Annotated in this window: 19 protein-coding genes; 7 read left to right on the top strand and 12 right to left on the bottom strand. The window is 39.4% G+C overall.

Annotation, left to right across the window (positions count from 1 at the left end):
* The first annotated feature begins 36 nt into the window (after window positions 1-36).
* The 6 genes from hisC (at window position 37) to hisIE (ending at window position 5,623) form a co-directional block, all read left to right on the top strand.
* The gene (gene hisC, locus ABDV71_RS18900; RefSeq protein ID WP_343535357.1) at window positions 37-1,077 is read left to right on the top strand and encodes a histidinol-phosphate transaminase; all 1,041 of its coding nucleotides are present in this window, start codon (window positions 37-39) and stop codon (window positions 1,075-1,077) included.
* Window positions 1,077-2,210: a bifunctional histidinol-phosphatase/imidazoleglycerol-phosphate dehydratase HisB gene (gene hisB / locus ABDV71_RS18895; RefSeq protein ID WP_343535355.1), complete on the top strand. Its 1,134-nt coding sequence runs from the start codon at window positions 1,077-1,079 to the stop codon at window positions 2,208-2,210. The genes hisC and hisB overlap by 1 nt, the downstream gene beginning before the upstream one ends.
* A 338-nt stretch (window positions 2,211-2,548) precedes the next feature.
* Complete coding sequence (hisH, locus tag ABDV71_RS18890; RefSeq protein ID WP_343535353.1) at window positions 2,549-3,169, top strand: imidazole glycerol phosphate synthase subunit HisH; 621 nt, start codon at window positions 2,549-2,551, stop codon at window positions 3,167-3,169.
* Window positions 3,170-3,241: 72 nt separating this feature from the next.
* Entirely contained in the window at window positions 3,242-3,991 is a 750-nt protein-coding gene (hisA, locus tag ABDV71_RS18885; protein ID WP_343535351.1) for a 1-(5-phosphoribosyl)-5-[(5-phosphoribosylamino)methylideneamino]imidazole-4-carboxamide isomerase, read from the top strand.
* Window positions 3,992-4,132: 141 nt separating this feature from the next.
* Window positions 4,133-4,888, top strand: a complete 756-nt coding sequence (hisF, locus tag ABDV71_RS18880; RefSeq protein ID WP_343535349.1) for an imidazole glycerol phosphate synthase subunit HisF — start codon at window positions 4,133-4,135, stop codon at window positions 4,886-4,888.
* Between the two features lie 129 nt (window positions 4,889-5,017).
* The gene (hisIE, locus tag ABDV71_RS18875; protein ID WP_343535347.1) at window positions 5,018-5,623 is read left to right on the top strand and encodes a bifunctional phosphoribosyl-AMP cyclohydrolase/phosphoribosyl-ATP diphosphatase HisIE; all 606 of its coding nucleotides are present in this window, start codon (window positions 5,018-5,020) and stop codon (window positions 5,621-5,623) included.
* A gap of 213 nt (window positions 5,624-5,836) precedes the next feature.
* Here the strand turns inward: hisIE and ABDV71_RS18870 are convergent, their stop codons facing one another.
* The 8 genes from ABDV71_RS18870 to ABDV71_RS18835 all read right to left on the bottom strand — a co-directional run bounded on the left by ABDV71_RS18870 (window position 5,837) and on the right by ABDV71_RS18835 (window position 11,857).
* Window positions 5,837-6,541 (bottom strand): lycopene cyclase domain-containing protein, encoded by a 705-nt coding sequence (locus ABDV71_RS18870; protein ID WP_343535345.1) that lies wholly within the window; start codon window positions 6,539-6,541, stop codon window positions 5,837-5,839.
* Window positions 6,538-7,020: a sterol desaturase family protein gene (locus tag ABDV71_RS18865; RefSeq protein ID WP_343535343.1), complete on the bottom strand. Its 483-nt coding sequence runs from the start codon at window positions 7,018-7,020 to the stop codon at window positions 6,538-6,540. The genes ABDV71_RS18870 and ABDV71_RS18865 overlap by 4 nt, the downstream gene beginning before the upstream one ends.
* Window positions 7,021-7,485, bottom strand: a complete 465-nt coding sequence (locus ABDV71_RS18860) for an SRPBCC family protein (protein WP_343535341.1) — start codon at window positions 7,483-7,485, stop codon at window positions 7,021-7,023.
* Window positions 7,482-8,015, bottom strand: coding sequence for an isopentenyl-diphosphate Delta-isomerase (gene idi, locus ABDV71_RS18855; RefSeq protein ID WP_343535339.1), 534 nt, complete (start codon window positions 8,013-8,015; stop codon window positions 7,482-7,484). The genes ABDV71_RS18860 and idi overlap by 4 nt, the downstream gene beginning before the upstream one ends.
* Window positions 8,012-8,515 (bottom strand): hypothetical protein, encoded by a 504-nt coding sequence (locus tag ABDV71_RS18850; RefSeq protein ID WP_343535337.1) that lies wholly within the window; start codon window positions 8,513-8,515, stop codon window positions 8,012-8,014. Before ABDV71_RS18850 ends, idi begins: the two co-directional genes overlap by 4 nt.
* Window positions 8,505-9,359 (bottom strand): phytoene/squalene synthase family protein, encoded by an 855-nt coding sequence (locus tag ABDV71_RS18845; protein WP_343535335.1) that lies wholly within the window; start codon window positions 9,357-9,359, stop codon window positions 8,505-8,507. Before ABDV71_RS18845 ends, ABDV71_RS18850 begins: the two co-directional genes overlap by 11 nt.
* Entirely contained in the window at window positions 9,360-10,862 is a 1,503-nt protein-coding gene (crtI, locus tag ABDV71_RS18840; protein ID WP_343535333.1) for a phytoene desaturase family protein, read from the bottom strand.
* A gap of 113 nt (window positions 10,863-10,975) precedes the next feature.
* Window positions 10,976-11,857: a MerR family transcriptional regulator gene (locus ABDV71_RS18835; protein ID WP_343535331.1), complete on the bottom strand. Its 882-nt coding sequence runs from the start codon at window positions 11,855-11,857 to the stop codon at window positions 10,976-10,978.
* Window positions 11,858-11,999: 142 nt separating this feature from the next.
* Between ABDV71_RS18835 and ABDV71_RS18830 the strand changes: the two genes are divergently transcribed.
* A complete protein-coding gene (locus ABDV71_RS18830) occupies window positions 12,000-12,899 on the top strand; it encodes a WD40 repeat domain-containing protein (RefSeq protein ID WP_343535329.1) in 900 nt (299 codons plus the stop codon).
* Window positions 12,900-12,902: 3 nt separating this feature from the next.
* Here the strand turns inward: ABDV71_RS18830 and ABDV71_RS18825 are convergent, their stop codons facing one another.
* Genes ABDV71_RS18825 through ABDV71_RS18810 form a run of 4 tightly spaced genes read right to left on the bottom strand, consistent with a single transcriptional unit; the run spans window position 12,903 to window position 18,379 of the window.
* The gene (locus ABDV71_RS18825; protein WP_343535327.1) at window positions 12,903-13,805 is read right to left on the bottom strand and encodes a PorP/SprF family type IX secretion system membrane protein; all 903 of its coding nucleotides are present in this window, start codon (window positions 13,803-13,805) and stop codon (window positions 12,903-12,905) included.
* A 26-nt stretch (window positions 13,806-13,831) separates the two neighbouring features.
* On the bottom strand, window positions 13,832-15,826 hold the full coding sequence (locus ABDV71_RS18820) for an InlB B-repeat-containing protein (protein WP_343535325.1): 1,995 nt from the start codon (window positions 15,824-15,826) through the stop codon (window positions 13,832-13,834).
* Window positions 15,827-15,838: 12 nt separating this feature from the next.
* Entirely contained in the window at window positions 15,839-16,777 is a 939-nt protein-coding gene (locus ABDV71_RS18815) for a DUF5017 domain-containing protein (RefSeq protein ID WP_343535323.1), read from the bottom strand.
* Between the two features lie 12 nt (window positions 16,778-16,789).
* Window positions 16,790-18,379: a RagB/SusD family nutrient uptake outer membrane protein gene (locus tag ABDV71_RS18810; protein ID WP_343535321.1), complete on the bottom strand. Its 1,590-nt coding sequence runs from the start codon at window positions 18,377-18,379 to the stop codon at window positions 16,790-16,792.
* Window positions 18,380-18,388: the final 9 nt, after the last annotated feature.

Raw genomic sequence — 18,388 nt, 5'->3', positions numbered from 1 at the left:
TTATTCCTTGCTCTTTAATCCAAAAAAACAACCAAAATGGACGTAAGAGACCTACAACGAGAAAATATAAAAAACCTTAGCCCCTACTCTACCGCTAGGGACGAATTTAAAGGGCAAGCAAGTGTTTACTTAGATGCCAATGAGAATAGTTTTGGCTCGCCACTACCTGCCGACTACAACCGTTACCCAGATCCTTTGCAATTGGATTTAAAAGATGCCATTAGCAAAATCAAAGGCGTGCCTATTGAAAACACCTTTTTGGGCAACGGTAGCGACGAGGCGATTGACTTACTTTTCAGAGCGTTTTGCAACCCCGGAAAAGACAATGTGATTATCCTACCGCCTACTTACGGCATGTACGAAGTATCGGCAAACATCAACGATGTAGAGGTAAGAAAAGTGAACCTCACCCCTGATTTCCAATTAGACTTAGAGAAGATTGCAGAAACAATCGACGCAAACACCAAAATCATTTTCATCTGCTCACCTAACAACCCTACCGGAAATTCTTTAAATAGAAGCGACATAGAGACGATTTTAGCCAACTTTAAGGGCTTGGTAGTGATAGACGAGGCTTACATCAATTTCGCCAAGCAGAAGACCTTTATTCAAGAATTAACCGAATATGCCAACTTGGTAATCTTACAAACTTTTTCGAAAGCCTGGGGCTTAGCCGCACTACGTTTGGGCATGGCATTTTCTTCAACCCATGTCATCGATATCCTGAACAAGGTAAAACCACCTTACAACATCAATCAAGCTACCCAAGATTTGGCTTTGGCAGCCCTACAGAACATTCAGCAAGTAAACGAATGGATTAAGATTACGGTGAACGAACGAGAAAGGTTAGCTAATGCTTTGAGCAGGTTGGAGAAAGTAAAAAAAGTTTACCCATCTGATGCCAATTTCATTTTGGTTCAAATTGACCACGCACATTGGACCTACCACCAACTGGTAGACCAAGGCATTATTGTAAGAGACCGCTCCAAAGTAGTGCTTTGCGACGATTGCTTACGCATTACCATTGGTACCGCTGAAGAAAACAACCAACTTTTAACCGCACTAGAAAAACTATAATGAACAAAATTTTATTTATCGATAGAGACGGCACACTCAATATCGAACCTGATGATGAGCAGGTAGACAGTTTTGCAAAACTGAAATTTTACCCAAGAGCTTTATACTACCTGTCGAAAATTGCCAAGGAACTGGACTACAAATTAGTGATGGTGACCAACCAAGATGGATTGGGTACTCCCTCACATCCAGAAGAAAATTTTTGGCCTATACAAAGCTTTATAGTAGATACTTATGCTGCAGAAGGTGTAGTATTTGATGAGATTATAATTGATAAAACTTTTGCAAAAGACAATGCGCCAACCCGTAAACCAGGCACTGCCCTACTGACCAAATATTTTGGAGAAGGGTACGATTTGCAGAACTCCTTTGTGATTGGCGATAGGCTTAACGACATTGTGCTGGCCAAGAATTTAGGTGCTAAAGGAATTTACATCCGCAATAACGATGGCTTGGGTTCGGCAGAGAATTTGGACAAATATGAAACGTTAAGCGACATCATTGCACTGGAAACCAAAAACTGGGAAGACATTTATACCTTTCTTCGTGGTGGTGCCCGAACGGTTAAGCACGAACGCAAAACCAACGAAACGGATATCAGCATTAAGCTCGATTTAGATGGCACAGGCAAAGCCAAGATTGACACGGGTTTAAATTTCTTTGACCATATGCTGGACCAAATTGCTCGTCACGGAGGAATTGATTTAGAGATCATTGCCAAAGGTGATTTGCATATTGACGAGCACCACACTGTAGAAGATACAGGCATTGCCTTAGGCGAGGCCTTTGCAAAAGCAATTGGCAACAAATTGGGCATTGAGCGTTATGGTTTTTGCCTACCCATGGACGATTGCTTAGCACAAGTGGCTATTGATTTTGGTGGCAGAAATTGGATTGTTTGGGATGCCGAATTTAAACGTGAACGTGTGGGTGATGTGCCTACGGAAATGTTTTTCCATTTCTTTAAATCGTTTAGCGATGCAGCAAAATGCAATTTGAACGTTAAAGCCGAAGGGGAAAACGAACACCATAAAATTGAGGCTATTTTTAAAGCTTTTGCCAAGGCAATTAAAATGGCGGTTAAACGTGATGCAGAAAAAATGGTCTTACCGAGTACGAAGGGAGTCTTATAGGAACTAGGGGTTAGGAGTTAGGAGTTAGGGGTTAGTAATTAGCGCCAACCCGTCATTTCGACGAAGGAGAAATCTAACAGCTTATCATATCGTTAGATTTCTCACCTCACTGCATAACGTATCAAAATGACAGAATTAACTAAAAAGACCGCTTCGCAAAGCTCGCAATGACGAATTAGGATAACAGCTATAAGACACAGAAAGAAGTTTACCAAACCCGATAGCAATGAAAACCTTTAATGTCAGTCTGAGCCTGTCGAAGACCATTAAAAGTTGTAACGGATAGCGGGACTACAGAAGCCATGAAATATTAAAATTCATTTTCAAAAACTAAAAAAATGAACGAAAACACCACAAACAACACCATTGGAATCGTGAACTACGGAGCTGGCAATATTTTTTCGCTAACGGCGGCGTTAGATAGACAGGGAATTAGCTATGGCATGGTGAATACTGAAGCTGATTTTGAAAAATATAGCCATATCATTATCCCCGGAGTGGGCCATGCGGGTGCCGCCATGCAAAAACTGCAACAAACGGGATTAGTAGAGGCCATTAAAGCGTTGACAAAACCTGTATTGGGCATTTGCGTGGGCATGCAACTGCTTACCGACCACTCAGAAGAAGGCAATGCGGATTTGATTGGCATAGTACCCATCGAAACTAAACTGTTCGACAAAGCATTAGGCATTAAAATACCGCACATGGGTTGGAACAACGTTAATTTTACAAACAATCCACTGTTTATCAATGTTAAACCTCTTGCACAATTTTACTTTGTTCATTCTTATTTTATTGAATATAACCCTATTTTTGACATCGCCTCGGTAACTTACGGTAACAAGTTTTCGGCGGCCATACAGAAAAACAACTTCTTCGGCGTTCAATTCCATCCAGAGAAATCTGGTGAAGCGGGAGAACAGTTATTAAAGAACTTTTATAATTTGAAAATTAGCTAACTGGATGATTAGCTAATATTAAACAACCACAATCTATTTAATTTTTAGACTTTTAACCTTAACTTATAGAAAATGTATATCATTCCAGCAATTGATATTTTAGATGGCAAGGTAGTTCGTTTACGTGAAGGCGACTATAACCAAAAAACTGAATATAACGTTTCTATCGAAGATATGATTGAGCAATATCGGTCAAACGGTACAGATTATATTCATATTATTGACTTGAATGGTGCCAAAGGCGATTTCAGCAACCAAAAAGCCTTGTTCGAAATCATTAAAAAAACGGACATGAAAGTGCAATATGGTGGCGGTATTCGTACCATTGAGCAAGTAACCAATTTGCTAGATGCAGGTATCCATCGCGTAATTGTGGGTACACAAGCCATCAGCAATCCTGACTTTTTACCGCAACTAAGTGAGGCTTTTGCTAAAAAAGATGACTATGCTAACCGTATTGTAATTGCCATTGATGTATTGGACGAAGTAATTAAATACTCGGGATGGATGGAAAGCTCGCCAATAAAACTAATGGACTATGTAGATAAGTGTTTGGCTTTAGGCTTTTTCCGCTTTTTATGTACCGACATTAACAAAGACGGCAAACTAGGTGGCACCGCCGTAGAACTTTACAAAAAATTGCTTGACCACTCGCCGATGATTAAATTGATTGCTTCTGGTGGTGTAAGCTCCATGGACGACATCGAGGAATTAGCGCAATTGCCGATCAGAAGCGTGGTAGTAGGTAAAGCAATTTACGAAAACCGTATTTCTATTGAAGAAGTTAAGAATTGGAATTTACAACAGTTGAGTTCGATATAAAATAGATTAAAAGATATTAGTAGTTGGTATTTAGACAGCATGCTGTAAAGTCTGAAAAGCGACACCTAAATACCGTTAACGGAGATTTAGATGGTTTGGCGCAAAGTCTAAATACTAATATCTAATTACTAAATACCACCCATGCTTTCTAAAAGAATTATCCCCTGCCTGGATGTAAAAGATGGGCGAACTGTAAAAGGTGTAAACTTTGTTGACTTGCGAGATGCAGGCGACCCAGTAGAGCTGGCTGCCCAATATGCACAGCAAGGTGCTGACGAACTGGTATTTTTGGACATTACCGCTACCCACGAACGTCGTAAAACGATGATTGAGATGGTGAAAGCGGTAGCCAGACAACTAAATATTCCTTTTACCATTGGCGGTGGCATTACCGAAATTGCGGATGCCGAAGCCTTGCTTAACGCTGGCGCAGACAAGATCAGTATTAACTCTGCAGCGGTACGCAACCCCAAATTAATTGAGGAGCTGGCCAAGGCTTTCGGAGTGCAGTTTGTAGTGGTTGCCGTTGACACGAAACACGTGGACGGCAAAAATTGGGTACACTTAAACGGTGGGCGCTTAATCACCGAATTACAAACGGAAGCTTGGATTAAACAAGCAGAAGAGCTGGGCGCAGGCGAAATCCTGTTGACCTCAATGGACCATGATGGCACCAAGGCGGGCTTTGATTGTGATTTACTGAAGAAAGTTAACGACATGATCAATATCCCAATCATTGCGTCGGGCGGAGCGGGTAGCATGAAGCATTTTACAGAAGTTTTCCAAAAAGCCAATGTCGACGCCGCACTTGCAGCTTCGGTGTTTCATTACGGAGAAATTTTAATACCAGATCTGAAAGAGGAATTGAGCAGACATCAAATACCAGTACGCATTTAAATTAAGAATATCCGTCATTTCGAACTTTTGTCATTCTGAGTATAGCGAAGAATCTGTAAGTAAACAACCAATAGATTTCTCCTAACGTAGGAATGACACCATTTGGCAAACAACTATACAAAACAACAAATGAGCAATATTAACACCAATCAAATAGATTTTACCAAAACGGATGGCTTAGTTCCCGTAGTAGTGCAAGACAATCAGACTTTAGAAGTACTGATGCTGGGCTACATGAATGCCGAAGCTTTTGAAAAAACACAACAAGAAGGAAAAGTCACCTTCTTTTCTCGTTCTAAAAACCGCTTATGGACAAAGGGCGAAGAAAGTGGCAATTTTTTATTCGTTCAGTCTATTGCTTTGGATTGTGATAATGATACTATTTTGATTAAAGCCAATCCTGTTGGTCCAACTTGCCATACAGGTTCTCGTAGTTGCTTTAAAACCGATTTCAACCAGAACTTTATCTTCGAACTGGAAAACATCATTAACGACAGATATGAAAACCCAGTGGAGGGTTCTTACGTTAATAAGATGCGAGGAAAGGGATTAAATAAAATAGCCCAAAAAGTTGGCGAAGAAGGTGTTGAAACGGTAATAGCCGCCCTGGCTGAAACGAGAGAAGATTTGATTAACGAGGCTTCAGACCTAGTTTTTCATTTAATGTTTTTACTCAAAGAGAAAGGATTGAGCATTAAGGATATTGCTGAAAATTTAGAGAAAAGACATAAGTAGTCCATTTAGATAAACAGGCCCTGCATCATTTCGAACACATGTGAGAATTGAAAGTCAACGAAGTTAAATCTAACTAATAGCATTATTAACCAAATCGCTAGATTTCTCCTCCTTCGTTCGTCGAAATGACGGGATGGGGACAAACCTACAAGGTTTAATTAGACGACAATTATTCGATATTACAAAAAGTTCAAGAATGATGACTGAAGGCACTTAAGAAAGCCTATTTCCCTTTAATTTAACCAGAAAACCCTCGTACAGCAAAATATTCAATCCGATAAGGCTCATTCCATAAAAAACATCTTCAAAAGGAATGGTTTTTATGCGTAGCCCAATGATTTCATCACTATTGTACCAAACGATTGGTGCATCTAAACCAGTTCCTGTCAACACGCCATTCACGATCAAAAACGGAATGATCATGATGAGGTAGGTAAAATAGAACTGTCCTAGCCAATTGGGTTTCTTTATAAACGCCAAGTATGAAATCAACAGCACAAACACCACAAAATTCATCATAGGGTACATTTTATGATAGAAGCAAAACAGCATCGCAACACCAAAAAGCACCAAAAACAACGAAATCGCTTTCGTAGAATAACCTCTTAGTGCTTGTTCTTTCCAAACACCAAAACAATGATAGGAAAACAAACAAGCATAAGGTATGCATAGAAAAAAAAGAATCTCCTCAATGGGTAATCCCCAGATGAAAACCCCAATCACATAATCTGGATTAAAGCCCCACACCCCTTTTTCGGTAAACCAAACATCCCAAACTAAAAACAAAACGGTAGTGATGATATTGGCTGGCAAGAAAGCCTTCACATTCTTCCAAAACATCAATTTCGGATGAAAGGAACATATAAACGGCACAAATACGGAAAAGAAATTAACGAGTAAATAGGTATACGGCTTCATGATGTCTTTTGTTGTATCTTCTGTTGACGCAAGGCTTCTTTAAAATACTTAACCGGAACCCAAAGCATCCCAAAACACTCACCATCATGTTTCCCCAAATGTTTATGGTGCATTTTATGAGCTCTTCTAATGGCTTTTAGATAAATGTTGTTAGTATTTCTAAACCACTTAAAACGTTGATGGATGAAAATATCATGCACTAAAAAGTAGCAAAACCCATATAGCGTAATACCACTAGCAATGCCAATAGCAATTACATCCTTATAAATAGACCCGTATAAAAACAATAATATACCTGGTGTAGCAAAAATTAAAAAGAAGAAGTCATTCTTTTCAAACACCTGGCCATCGTCTTTTTTATGATGATCTTTATGAAGGCTCCATAACCATCCGTGCATGAGGTATTTGTGCGCCAACCAAGCCACACATTCCATCGCAACGAAAGCAAGTATTAAGCAAACAGCTATTGTTAAAACCATTTATTTCGATTTAAAGATGGATAATATCTGTCTAGTTCGATAGTCAAAAATTTGTTCCAGTTTTTTACGAACAATCAGCTGATTAGCCAACCGACCTAACCAACCAAAAGAGATGGCGTAAGTAACCCTATCTTTCATCAACACCGAATCTCCTTTTTCCTCGAAAGTGTGTTCGTGATGCCAATAAGCATATGGGCCTTTCATTTGCTCGTCTACAAATGAATAAGGTGCATTCACCGAACTAATTTGACTCACCCATTTCAACGGTACGCCTGCCAATGGCTTTACTACATACTCAATAACAAGTCCATTATGAATATGCTTAGGCAAATCTTTAGTCACTACCTTAAAATCCATTTCAACTGGAGTAATCTTAGCCAAATTATTGGGGTTACTGAAAAAGTCCCAAGCTTCCAAGGAAGTAATCGGCAAAACGGTTTCTCTATATAGTTCGTACTTCTTCATTTACTAAACAGGCCATTTAAAACACCTTTGGCAGACACTTCTAATAAGATAATTTTAAACCAAGGGGTATATCTATCCGGATTGGCTTCTATATCGTTTTTCAAATCCTCAAGAGCAACATATTGCCAATTGCTTACCTCTTTTTCATTCGGTTGCGGTGTTCCTGAAAATTGACCAAAGAACACATGGTCGAATTCATGCTCAAACAAGCCTTTGCCCACATCCGCCTTATAAATAAAACTATAAACCCATTTAGTTTCACAAGCAATCCCCATTTCCTCCTGTAGGCGCCTATTGACGGCATCCTGTAGCGTTTCGCCTGCTCTTGGATGGCTGCAACAGGTATTGGTCCACATGCCACCACAATGATATTTATCCAACGCTCGTTGCTGAAGCAATAATTCACCTTTATCGTTCAATAAGAAAACAGAAAAAGCACGATGTAGTTTTGCTCCTCTATGGGCCTGCATTTTCTCCATCAAACCAATTTCCTTGTCTTCAGTGTTTACTAATATTACTTCTTCTTTCATTGGGCGATGTTTGTTAATTGTTGTACTTCTTGAGGCGTTAATTTTTGTTGTTTCATAAACGAAATAATTGTTTTGGCTAGTTGATCATCTATTTGATCATTGCTTAATCCTTTCAAAATCTGCTTTTTATCAGCTTCGATATGGGCATTATAGCCAAGAATAGATGGAGCCGAAACCTGTGTTGCATATCTTAAAAAAATGAGTTCTACATTGTTATGGTCTTTTGAAATGGCGGCATTAAGCATTTTTTTTCCTGCATTAAAGTAGTTCAACTTGGCAAATGGATTAAAAACATGCTTAGCCATTACCATTTTTGTAGCACCCCTGTACCCCAATACAAAAGCATCCTGGTCCTGTTTTTCTAAAATTGACAGCAGATTTTGTGCCGTTTGTTTACTCTCCACTGATTTCGCATACATCAACCTGATATTTTGCTTTGAAGTTTCTGTAAATAACCACAAAAGCGCTGGAATGATTAGCGAAGTTAGCTTAACCCACATTGGCAGATAATCTTTCTGAAGCCTGCGGCACAAAGAAGGTATTCAACATTAACAATACCTTTTGGAAATCGGGTACCCTTACCCTTCTTTCCATAATATGCTTGGCTGGAATCTCCTGTATTTTCCTAAATAATGATTTATAGTAGACATAGGCCAAATATACGCCCTTTTTTGCGCAACGGGGTAATTTTGCAATGCCCAACAACGCCTCGTCAAATTCAGCCTTTATTTCCTGTTCAATCAAAGCTTTATCTTCTTCCGTAAAACAATCGAAATCCATATTGGGGAAATACATTCTTCCCAACTCCATATGATCTGCCTTGATATCTCTTAAAAAATTTACTTTTTGGAACGCCGACCCTAGTTTCATAGCCGAATGTCTCAGTTTTTTGTATTCATCAGCATCACCATTGCAAAATACTTTTAAACACATTAGCCCTACCACTTCCGCTGAACCAAAAATATATTTTTCATATAACTGTTTGGTATAAACCTGTTTCTCCAGATCCATTTCCATACTGTCCAAAAAGGCTTCGATCAGCTCTATATCTATCTGGTATTGATGTACCGCTTGCTGAAAGCTATTGATAATTGGATTTAAGCTGATTTTTTTCTCTAAGGCAGCATAAGTTTCGATTTTTAGCTGCGCCAAAAGTCCCTTTCTATCATATCCATGAAAAGAATCAACCACTTCATCGGCTAATCTTACAAAACCATAAATGGCAAAAATAGCGGGCCTGATGCTGGGCGATAAGAACTTAATACCTAGCGAAAAGGAAGTGCTATACCTTTGTGTGGTAATTTGGCTACATTTTGCGGAAACCTGATCAAATAGTGCTTTCATCTACTTATGGGTGTTTATAATATAATTGGCAACCACTTGCCCTGAAATAATGGCTGGCGGAACGCCTGGACCAGGAACAGTAAGCTGACCGGTATAGTATAAGTTTTTTATCTTTTTGCTTTTGATAGATGGTTTCAGTATTGCGGTTTGCTTTAAGGTATTGGCCAAACCATAAGCATTACCTTTAAAGGCATTATAATCGTTTACAAAATTGGTATAGGCATAAGTAGTTTTAACGATGATATTTTCCCGGAATTTTTCGTCACAAAAATCTTCCAATCTATCAATTAGCTCATCAAAATATTTAGCCCTTATTTCTTCGGTATCTTTTAACCCAGGCGCTACTGGAATAAGCATAAACAAATTTTCCATACCTTCTGGGGCTACGGATGCATCTGTTTTTGAAGGGCAGCACACATAATAAAGTGGATTTTCAGGCCATTCCGATGTTTCGTAAATTGCTTTGGCATGTTTTTCAAAGTCGGTTTCGAAAAACAGGTTATGATGTTGCAGTCTAGGCAGTTTTTTATTTACGCCAATGTAATATAATAAACAGGAAGGCGCCATTACCCGTTTGTTCCAATAGCCTTCAGTATAATTGCGAAATGATTTTGGCAACAAATGCTGATCTATATGATGATAATCACCTGCTCCAACAACCATATCCACTATTATTTCTGACTCAGACGTAATCACTTTCCTAACGCTGTTATCGAGCACTTCAATGGACGTTACCGCAGTCTCCATCTTAAAATCAACCCCTTTTTCTATCGCCAAAAGATGCATGGCTTCTGCCAATTTCCCAAAACCTCCCATAGGATACCATGTACCTAATTTGATATCTGCATAATTCATCATGCTGTACAATGCTGGGATATTTTTAGGTACGGCACCAAGAAACAATACAGGAAACTCTAATAGCTGCAGTAACTTCGGCGACTTGAAATAATGTCGCACGTGTTTGGCAAAAGATTGCAACAGATTTAGTTTAGATGCGGCTTTTATGACTTTGAAATCTATAAATTCTAGAATACTTAGCCCCGGTTTATGTACAAATTCATTGATCCCAACTTCATACTTATATTCAGCCTCTGCTAAAAATCTATCTAACTGAATACCACTACCCGGTTCAATTTCCTCAAAAGCTTTTTTTAAGGCTTCATAATTGGCAGGTACAGCAAGTACGTCATCTTTCCCATAAACAACCTGATAAGAAGGGTCTAGCCGCTTGAGCTCGAAATAATCCGAGATGGATTTGCCGAATTGCGTAAAAAAACCTACCATTACGTCGGGCATCCAATACCAACTTGGCCCCATATCAAACAAAAAGCCATCTTTTTTAAAAATCCTAGCCCTACCTCCTACTTGCTTGTTTTTTTCGACAACTGTTACCTTATAGCCCTTATCAGCCAAAGTAATGGCAGCACTTAGTCCAGCAAAACCGGCACCGATAACAATTACATGTGGAGGAGTTTTAACCATCATCTTTGAGTTAACAAACATACTCTTATTTTGTTTAACTTTTTAATTAAAAAATTAAACAAAATAAAAAACAACAATATTGTTTCTCAAATAATTTGGTTAGTTAGAAAACAATTAAGCGTATTATAGTAGTTTTAGAACTTTGAAGCCAATTGTTTTAAGCTAACAAAAAGTTGGAAATGTGGAGGTAGCTCCGGTGTCAATTCGAAAATACTTGCGCTGGCAATAAACACCTTTTTAGTGGCCGGAACAGCATTTAATTTTGAAATAAACGAATTAACATCACCAATGGTCATTGGGTTAGATACATTACAAACCAGAATATCTGGATTACTTACCTCCATGATTTTTGGAAGGTCTGTTAAAGGGACAGCTTGTCCTAAGTAAACTGTTTTATAGCCCTTATTTTTCAGCAAATAATTAAAAAACAACAAACCTAACTCATGTAGCTCATTTTCGGGAAGAAATAACAATACTTTTTCAGCGGCTGAATGGATAGGAACATTGACATGATCAATAGCTGAAATCAACTTTTGCCTTACCATGTTACTAATAAAATGTTCTTGCGCTGGGTTAATGGAATCGATTTGCCACATGATGCCAATACGATTAAAAAACGGAAATATAATCCGGTTAATGGTATCCTCAAAACCTAGCCGCGCAACGGCCTTATAAAATGCCTGTTGAAATAACATTTCATCTAAATCAATCATGCTAAGCATCAGCCCATCAAAAAGATCATCGTCACCACTCCTGATAAAACTTAGATCTTTAACCTTATCGGCAATTTCACGATGGTTCATTTTGGCAATATGCGATATTTTGATTCCGTTGCGGTTGAGCACATTGATATTAAGCAACAACTTGAGATGCTCGTTGCCATAAAATCGAATATTGGTTTGTGTTCTTAAAGGCTTGATTATTTCGTACCGTTTCTCCCACATCCTAAGGGTTGCCGCCCGAATGCCGGTAAGCACTTCGAGATCTTTGATTGAATATTTTGCGACGACCCCCATAGCAACATCACACTTTGTTTAAGTAAATAGAATACAAATTTAGACAAAAAAAGTTTGAATAAGTAGTTTAGTAGAATGACAAAAGCCTGTCAAAAACACAAATGCACCAAATTTATTAACGGGATAAGACTATTTTTGTATTATGCTAAAACATTTACACACCTTTACTGGACATCAAAATCCCATATATGCCCTTGTGAAATCAGATAAAGAAGGTTTTCTATTTACGGCCGGAAATGATAAGGGTGTGGTAGAATGGTCTTTAAATGAGATGTCTTTTGTGAAGGTCATATTGCCTGTGCAAAGCTCTGTATATTTCCTTCACCTTTACAACGATCTGCTATTTATTGCTGAAAGAAGTGGTGCCTTTTCTGTATTCGACATTGGCAAACAAGAAATCATTGCAAGGGTCAATGCGCATCCCAAACCTATTTTTGGAATGCAGACCATTGCACGAAAAAAAGAGTTATTAACCAGTAGTGAGGATGGTACAGTAGCCATATGGTCATTAAATGATTTTGAAGAGCTTTATCGGTTACCTCTTTCCTATGACACTGTAAGGTGTATCGCTGTTTCTCCAGATGAACAAGAGATTGCTTTTGGCTGTAAAGACAGTTCTATCCATATATACCACGCCGATGATTATACCTTAAAGGCAATTTTAAAGGAACATACTCTAGGTATTACTTCATTAGCCTACCATCCTACTGGAAAGTATTTAATTTCGGGCAGTAGGGATGCACAGCTTAAAATTTGGGACGGCGTCAGCTACCAACTCAACAACAGTATTCCTGCACATATGTTTGGTATCTACGATATTGCTTTTCATCCTACCTTAGCCTATTTTGTTACCGCAAGCCAAGATAAAAGCATTAAACTTTGGGACGCCGAAAATTTCAAGCTTTACAAAATTGTGAGCATGGAAAAAATGGGCATTGGACATACACATTCCATTAACAAAGTTGCGTGGAGCCACGACGGAAGTAAATTAATCTCTACGGGTGATGATAAAAAGGTGATGGTTTGGGAACTGGAAGCCTAAATACTACAACAATCCACCAAATCCCTTACCAAAACGATAGGTTAAGCTAAACTCATATGTATTATTGTTAAAGGTTCTGGTTAATGGCTTGCTACTTGTTGCAAACTGATACCCAAAACCGATATTCAAGTTCTTGATGAATAGGCCAGCCAAAGCGGCCATCTCCCCCTCTGTTCCTACATTTGCACCTATACCAAAGGTTTTCTTTACATAAACCATGGCCGAAACATCTGCTTGAACATCTAAATTCTTCGCATAGCTCACCAAAGTTGCAGGCTTTAGGTCAAAATCTGCTCCCAAGGCGAATACCGCTCCCGCAGTGAAATGATACAAAGTACTGGCATCGTAGTTTAAAGAACTTGAGCCTAAGCCTAGTTTAGAGAAAGTTAAACGAGGAAGTGAAAATCCCGCGTAAAATTTATCGGGGCGATAATACATGACGCTTGCAGAAAGCATGCCCTCTGCTTCCCTTAAATCGTTATTAAACAAAGGATCTGAAGTGGACAATTGTGAAAAATTTCCATTATAGTAGCTTACTCCTGCTCCTACGGATACAGCTAAGTAATCTTTACCCGAAAGTTGTACCTGCTTACCTACAAAAGCTAAAACCTCACCTAGTTTCTCTACCGATACATTTTCATGCCTGATATTTAATCCCACCCTTAAGTCAGATTTTCCAATGGGCATACTTGCCGCCAAACGGTAAGCGGTAGGTGCTCCTTCCAAATCAACCCACTGATAGCGTCCAATTAAACTTACCTGTGCATCTTTATGCAAAAAACTTGCCGCAGTATTCACTGGAATTACGGATGTACCATATTGGCTATAGCTAGTGTTTTGTTGAGCCTTAACTGTCAATTGAATAAAACAAAAGCCTAGCACCGTAAAAATATATCTAATCTTCATTTTCTTAAGTTTTGACCTCGATTCCATTAGTTTTTGATGAATAGATAGCCTTTCTTTTGTACCCATTGGCCATTTTGTTTAAATTCAATTGAATAGTAGTAAGTTCCATCGGGAAGCTTATCGCCTCCGCTGCTTTTTCCAGCAAAAACAACATTGGTATTGTTATATCCCTTCTGTTCGTAAACCTTCATCCCCCCTCTATTCATGATCTTCACTTGATTTTCGGGATAAGCCTTAATACCTTCAATGACAAAAACATCATTAATGCCATCGCCGTTAGGTGACAATGCCTGCGTGACCAATAATTGCGTATTCCCTGCTGTATGAATCAGCACTTCTCTCTCAACATTTGTTGCTGGCAAATAAAACTCGTTACCTGCCTGCGAAGCCGTGATTTTAATCGTTCCCAAACCTTTTACCTGCAATTTATTATCGGAAGTAATTATGCCTACATTAGGCTCATTAGCGGTGAAACCCACAGGAAGCCCCGAAGAACTGGTTGCCGTTAAAGCCACCACTCCTGCATAACGGCTAATAGGTGTAGGTTGATCAAAAGTGAGAATTTGCGTTGCTTTATTAATGGTAAAGCTAACCTGCACTGGCGTAGCGGCATTATAATCGGCATTACCTGTTTGCGTAGCCTTGATGGTAGCTAATCCGGTATTGGTAATGGTTACGATTGAACCACTGATGGTAATATTATTGGTTAAAGCTTCATAAGCAACAGGTAAGCCAGAACTTGAGGTAGCAGCTAAAGTAAATGCTGGTTCGCCGTAAACTTTATCGCTAATAGCTGGAAAAGTAATAGATTGCCGTGGATCATTCCATTTGGCATACAAAGTGGTATTTCCAGTCACCACATCAGTAGCAAAATTCCACGGTGTAGTTAAAGTCGCTTCTTTGTACCAACCGCCAAAAATCACCTCCGTTTTTGTAGGTTCTGTTGGTGCAGCAAAAGTGCTGTTATAATTTACTTGCACTGGGTTTACTGCTGTACCACCATTGCTTTCAAACGTTACCGCATAGGTAATTGGAGTCCATTTGGCATAAAGGGTCATTGGAGCAGTCACCACATCGGTAGTGAAGTTCCAAGGGGTGTTAAATGTAGCCTCTTTGTACCATCCACCAAAGGTATAACCTGTACGATTTGGGTCGCTTGGTTGCGAAATGGGTTGGTTAGGGTTGGCATAAATTTCAGAAACGGCTGAACCGCCATTGGTATTAAAGGTCACAAACAAAGGCAATATCGACTCGTTGTACACATTAATATCATCAAAATAGATTTGAAGGATATTGGTAGTGGTAATATTGGAATGGAAACCAAATCTGAACTGATTTAAAGGAACTGTTGCTCCAAAAGCTGCTTGGTTACTATACACTTTGGTAGTTCCTACCCATAGATCCCATTTATCGTTTTCTAAGCCCACAAAAGATGCATCGGGGGCTTGATATACGATCGGGTTATCTGAATTATTGACCACAAAGGTAATTTGCTGTTCACCCGAAAATAATTGCGAAGAAGATTCAGGTGCTTTTGTTTGTCCATTTAAAGCGGACATGATGTTTACAGAGAACGAATTGCCCGAAATGGAAAAACCGAACTTACTATGTGCATTACCAGCACCAGCCACATTGTCGGGCAGGTTGGCGCTATTCTCGAAACCATTGCCTATAAAAAAGTGACCATGATTGGTAATGGCAGTTGATGGATTAACGGCGTTGGCCACTTCTACCTTAAACTTCACGATGGCAACTTTGGGTGTAGTGGCAAAATTCACGTTCCTAACCGCTTGGGCAGAGCCTGTCCCGGTTTTATTAATTTTTAACCTACCGTTATCAATCACAAAGGGCGATGAACCAAAGGCACTGAAGTAGGTAAATTGACCTGAATTTGGAGTAGTGGCGTTTGCATAACTTGAAACTGTATTTGAGCTGCTAAAGTTTTGAGAAAAAACCTGAGCAAAGCTGTTGCCTACGCCGCCCCATAAAAACAATAATATTAAGTATGTTATTTTCTTCATTTGTAAGTGCTTTTAGGGTTCTACATTAATTTCAATCTGCTTAACCACTTCCTTGCGGCCATATACACTGCTATTTGCAATTACAAAGGTGGCAAGGTACTTGCCCGGAGTTTTATAAACATATTGGTAAGAAGCGGATTCTGGATCTGAAACAATCTTGATTGGGTTTGGCTTATCAAGCCCTAAATTTACCTGCTCCGACTTATGCAACGGTGCGCTAATAGCCCAGCCTTCCTTAAAAGTATCATTTGCAAATGTACCCGACCATAGGATACGTGTAGAGTTGATATTGGGGGCAGGAGATACCGTAACGCCATCAAAACCTTCACCTAGTACCAATTTAAAGGCACAGTCTACAAAGTCGTAAACCACACCCGACAAACTTGGATCTTGAGTAACCACGCCTTGTATCTTAAACTCGGCTACTTGGAATTGGGTACGTTGTGAATTGGCTTGCGTGGTAAAAAACCAACCGAAATATACGGGTTTGCCATCTGTTGGAAATAAATTAGAGATCTCCAGATCTCCCGAATTGGAAAAAGTAGCACTGGTACCTACTATAGGTGGAACGGTAAATTGATCGGTAATATCTATCCAAGTAGCGGCCCTAATAGATGTTCGGTCATATACCCCATTAAAATCAGTTGAATATTTAAGGCGGGCACAATCCGTATTATTACCCGCGTACTTTGCCGATCTAAAGTTTAAAACGTTATTCGATTGATAGATTCTCTCTTTGTTATGGAAAACATAATCCATTCCCTTTTCACCTGAATAGAAAGAAATAAAATCAGCATTGCCATCAAAATTAAAGACAACAATATCTCCAACTTTCACCGTATTTTTCGCAACGGCAATTTGTAATGTTGGTTCTTCTACATGGTATTCTTTGGCGCATCCAAGGCTTAAAAAAGCCAAAAATATTCCTAGTTTATATTTTATAGTCTTCATATCCTTAAACATTTACCAGCCAACATTTTGTATAAGTTTTCTATTTACGCCCATTTCATAGGTTGGAATTGGCCAAACGATATCGCGAGGCAGTGCATTTCCATAATACGCCCTTGCGCTTACCAAGTATGATGAGGTTCCTGCGGGCACTTGTCCCAAAATAAATTTCATATTGTTGTAGAAATCGCCCCAGCGTACCAAATCGTTCTTTCTTAGGGCCTCAAAACAAAATTCTCTTGCTCGCTCTTCCTTAATTTCGGCCTTAAAATCATCATATAAAAGACCACTTAAATCTGCTTGTGCATTTGGAGTCTTCACAGGTAAGCCTGCGCCTCTGCGTCGTACTTGGTTAATGGCTTCGTTTGCTTCGATGTTTGGTCCGTGTGCTGATTCGTTAATGGCTTCCGCGTACATTAACAATACATCTGAATAACGCAACAACGGAAAGTTTTGAGGAGTACTGGTAGTGCTTTTTGGCAATAGTATTTCGCTCTCCCTTCTAAATTTGCCACAATAACGTTGGAATGGGGTTCCTCCTGTATAAAAAGTTTTTACACGAGGGGTACCAGTGTAGTAATAGTTGGCAATGGCCCAATCCCTTCTCTGATCTGTGCTTTCATATACTTCATACAACCAAGCACTAGGTCTAATTGCGCCAATGGAATAACCAATGTTAGAATCATCAGCGGGATAGTTAATGCCATTGTTACGACCTACCATCCCCCCGGTATTGGTATAGATACCAGTACCATTCCCCCAAAAATCAACTTCAAAAATACTTTCTTTGGTGTCGAATTTATCGGTGGCCAAATTCACAAAAACCTGTTGATAGGACGCATTTAAATCATGCTGCCCCGTCTCCATTACTTTTTTGGCCCAAATAGCGGCTTCAGCATATTTATCGGTTTCGTTTAAAGGCTGTCCGGCCATATACAAACAAGTTCTGGCCAACATTCCCCAAGCGGCAGATTTAGTGGCAATGGTTCCTGCCGAGACCTGCGTAATAGGCTTCAACAGATCTGCAGCGGCCTGCAAATCGCTCAATACTACTGAATAAACCTCCTTTAGGGATGAGCGAGCGATCTGTAGGTCTTCGGTTTTAGCAGAGCGTGTGGCCTTCAACTGTACGGGCACTCCTCCAAATTTGCTTGCCAGCATCAAATAGTAGTAACCTCGTAAAAACAGTGCTTGTCCTTTGATATGATTTCTCTCTGCTTGGTCTATTTTAATGCTAAGATCATCTATACTTTCCAAAAGCAGGTTAGCCCTATTGATTCCTCGATACACGGAACGATAGTAGCCCAATATTTTGGTGTCGCTCGCAAAAACGGTGTAATCGCCTACGGTTGCCAAATCTGAACTATACGATTCATAACCTTCATCGGCTTCCAGCCCCAAACGGCCCAATATATTGCCACCATACAGGGTTCCGTCGGCCAGTATAGCGTAAGCCCCTCTTAATGCCGCGTTTAATTGTTCTTCTGTTTTGTAATAATCATCAGCCACGATGATGTATTCCTCTGGTTTTACGTCTAATATCTTATTACAAGATAGACTAAGCATCAATCCGAAAAGTAGGGATAATCTGTTTATCGTTTTCATGTTTTATCT

This window comes from Pedobacter sp., from assembly GCF_039594775.1.
Taxonomy (GTDB): domain Bacteria; phylum Bacteroidota; class Bacteroidia; order Sphingobacteriales; family Sphingobacteriaceae; genus Pedobacter.
The sequence above is the reverse complement of the archived record's forward strand: the minus strand, read 5'-3'. Positions and strand labels throughout refer to the sequence as shown.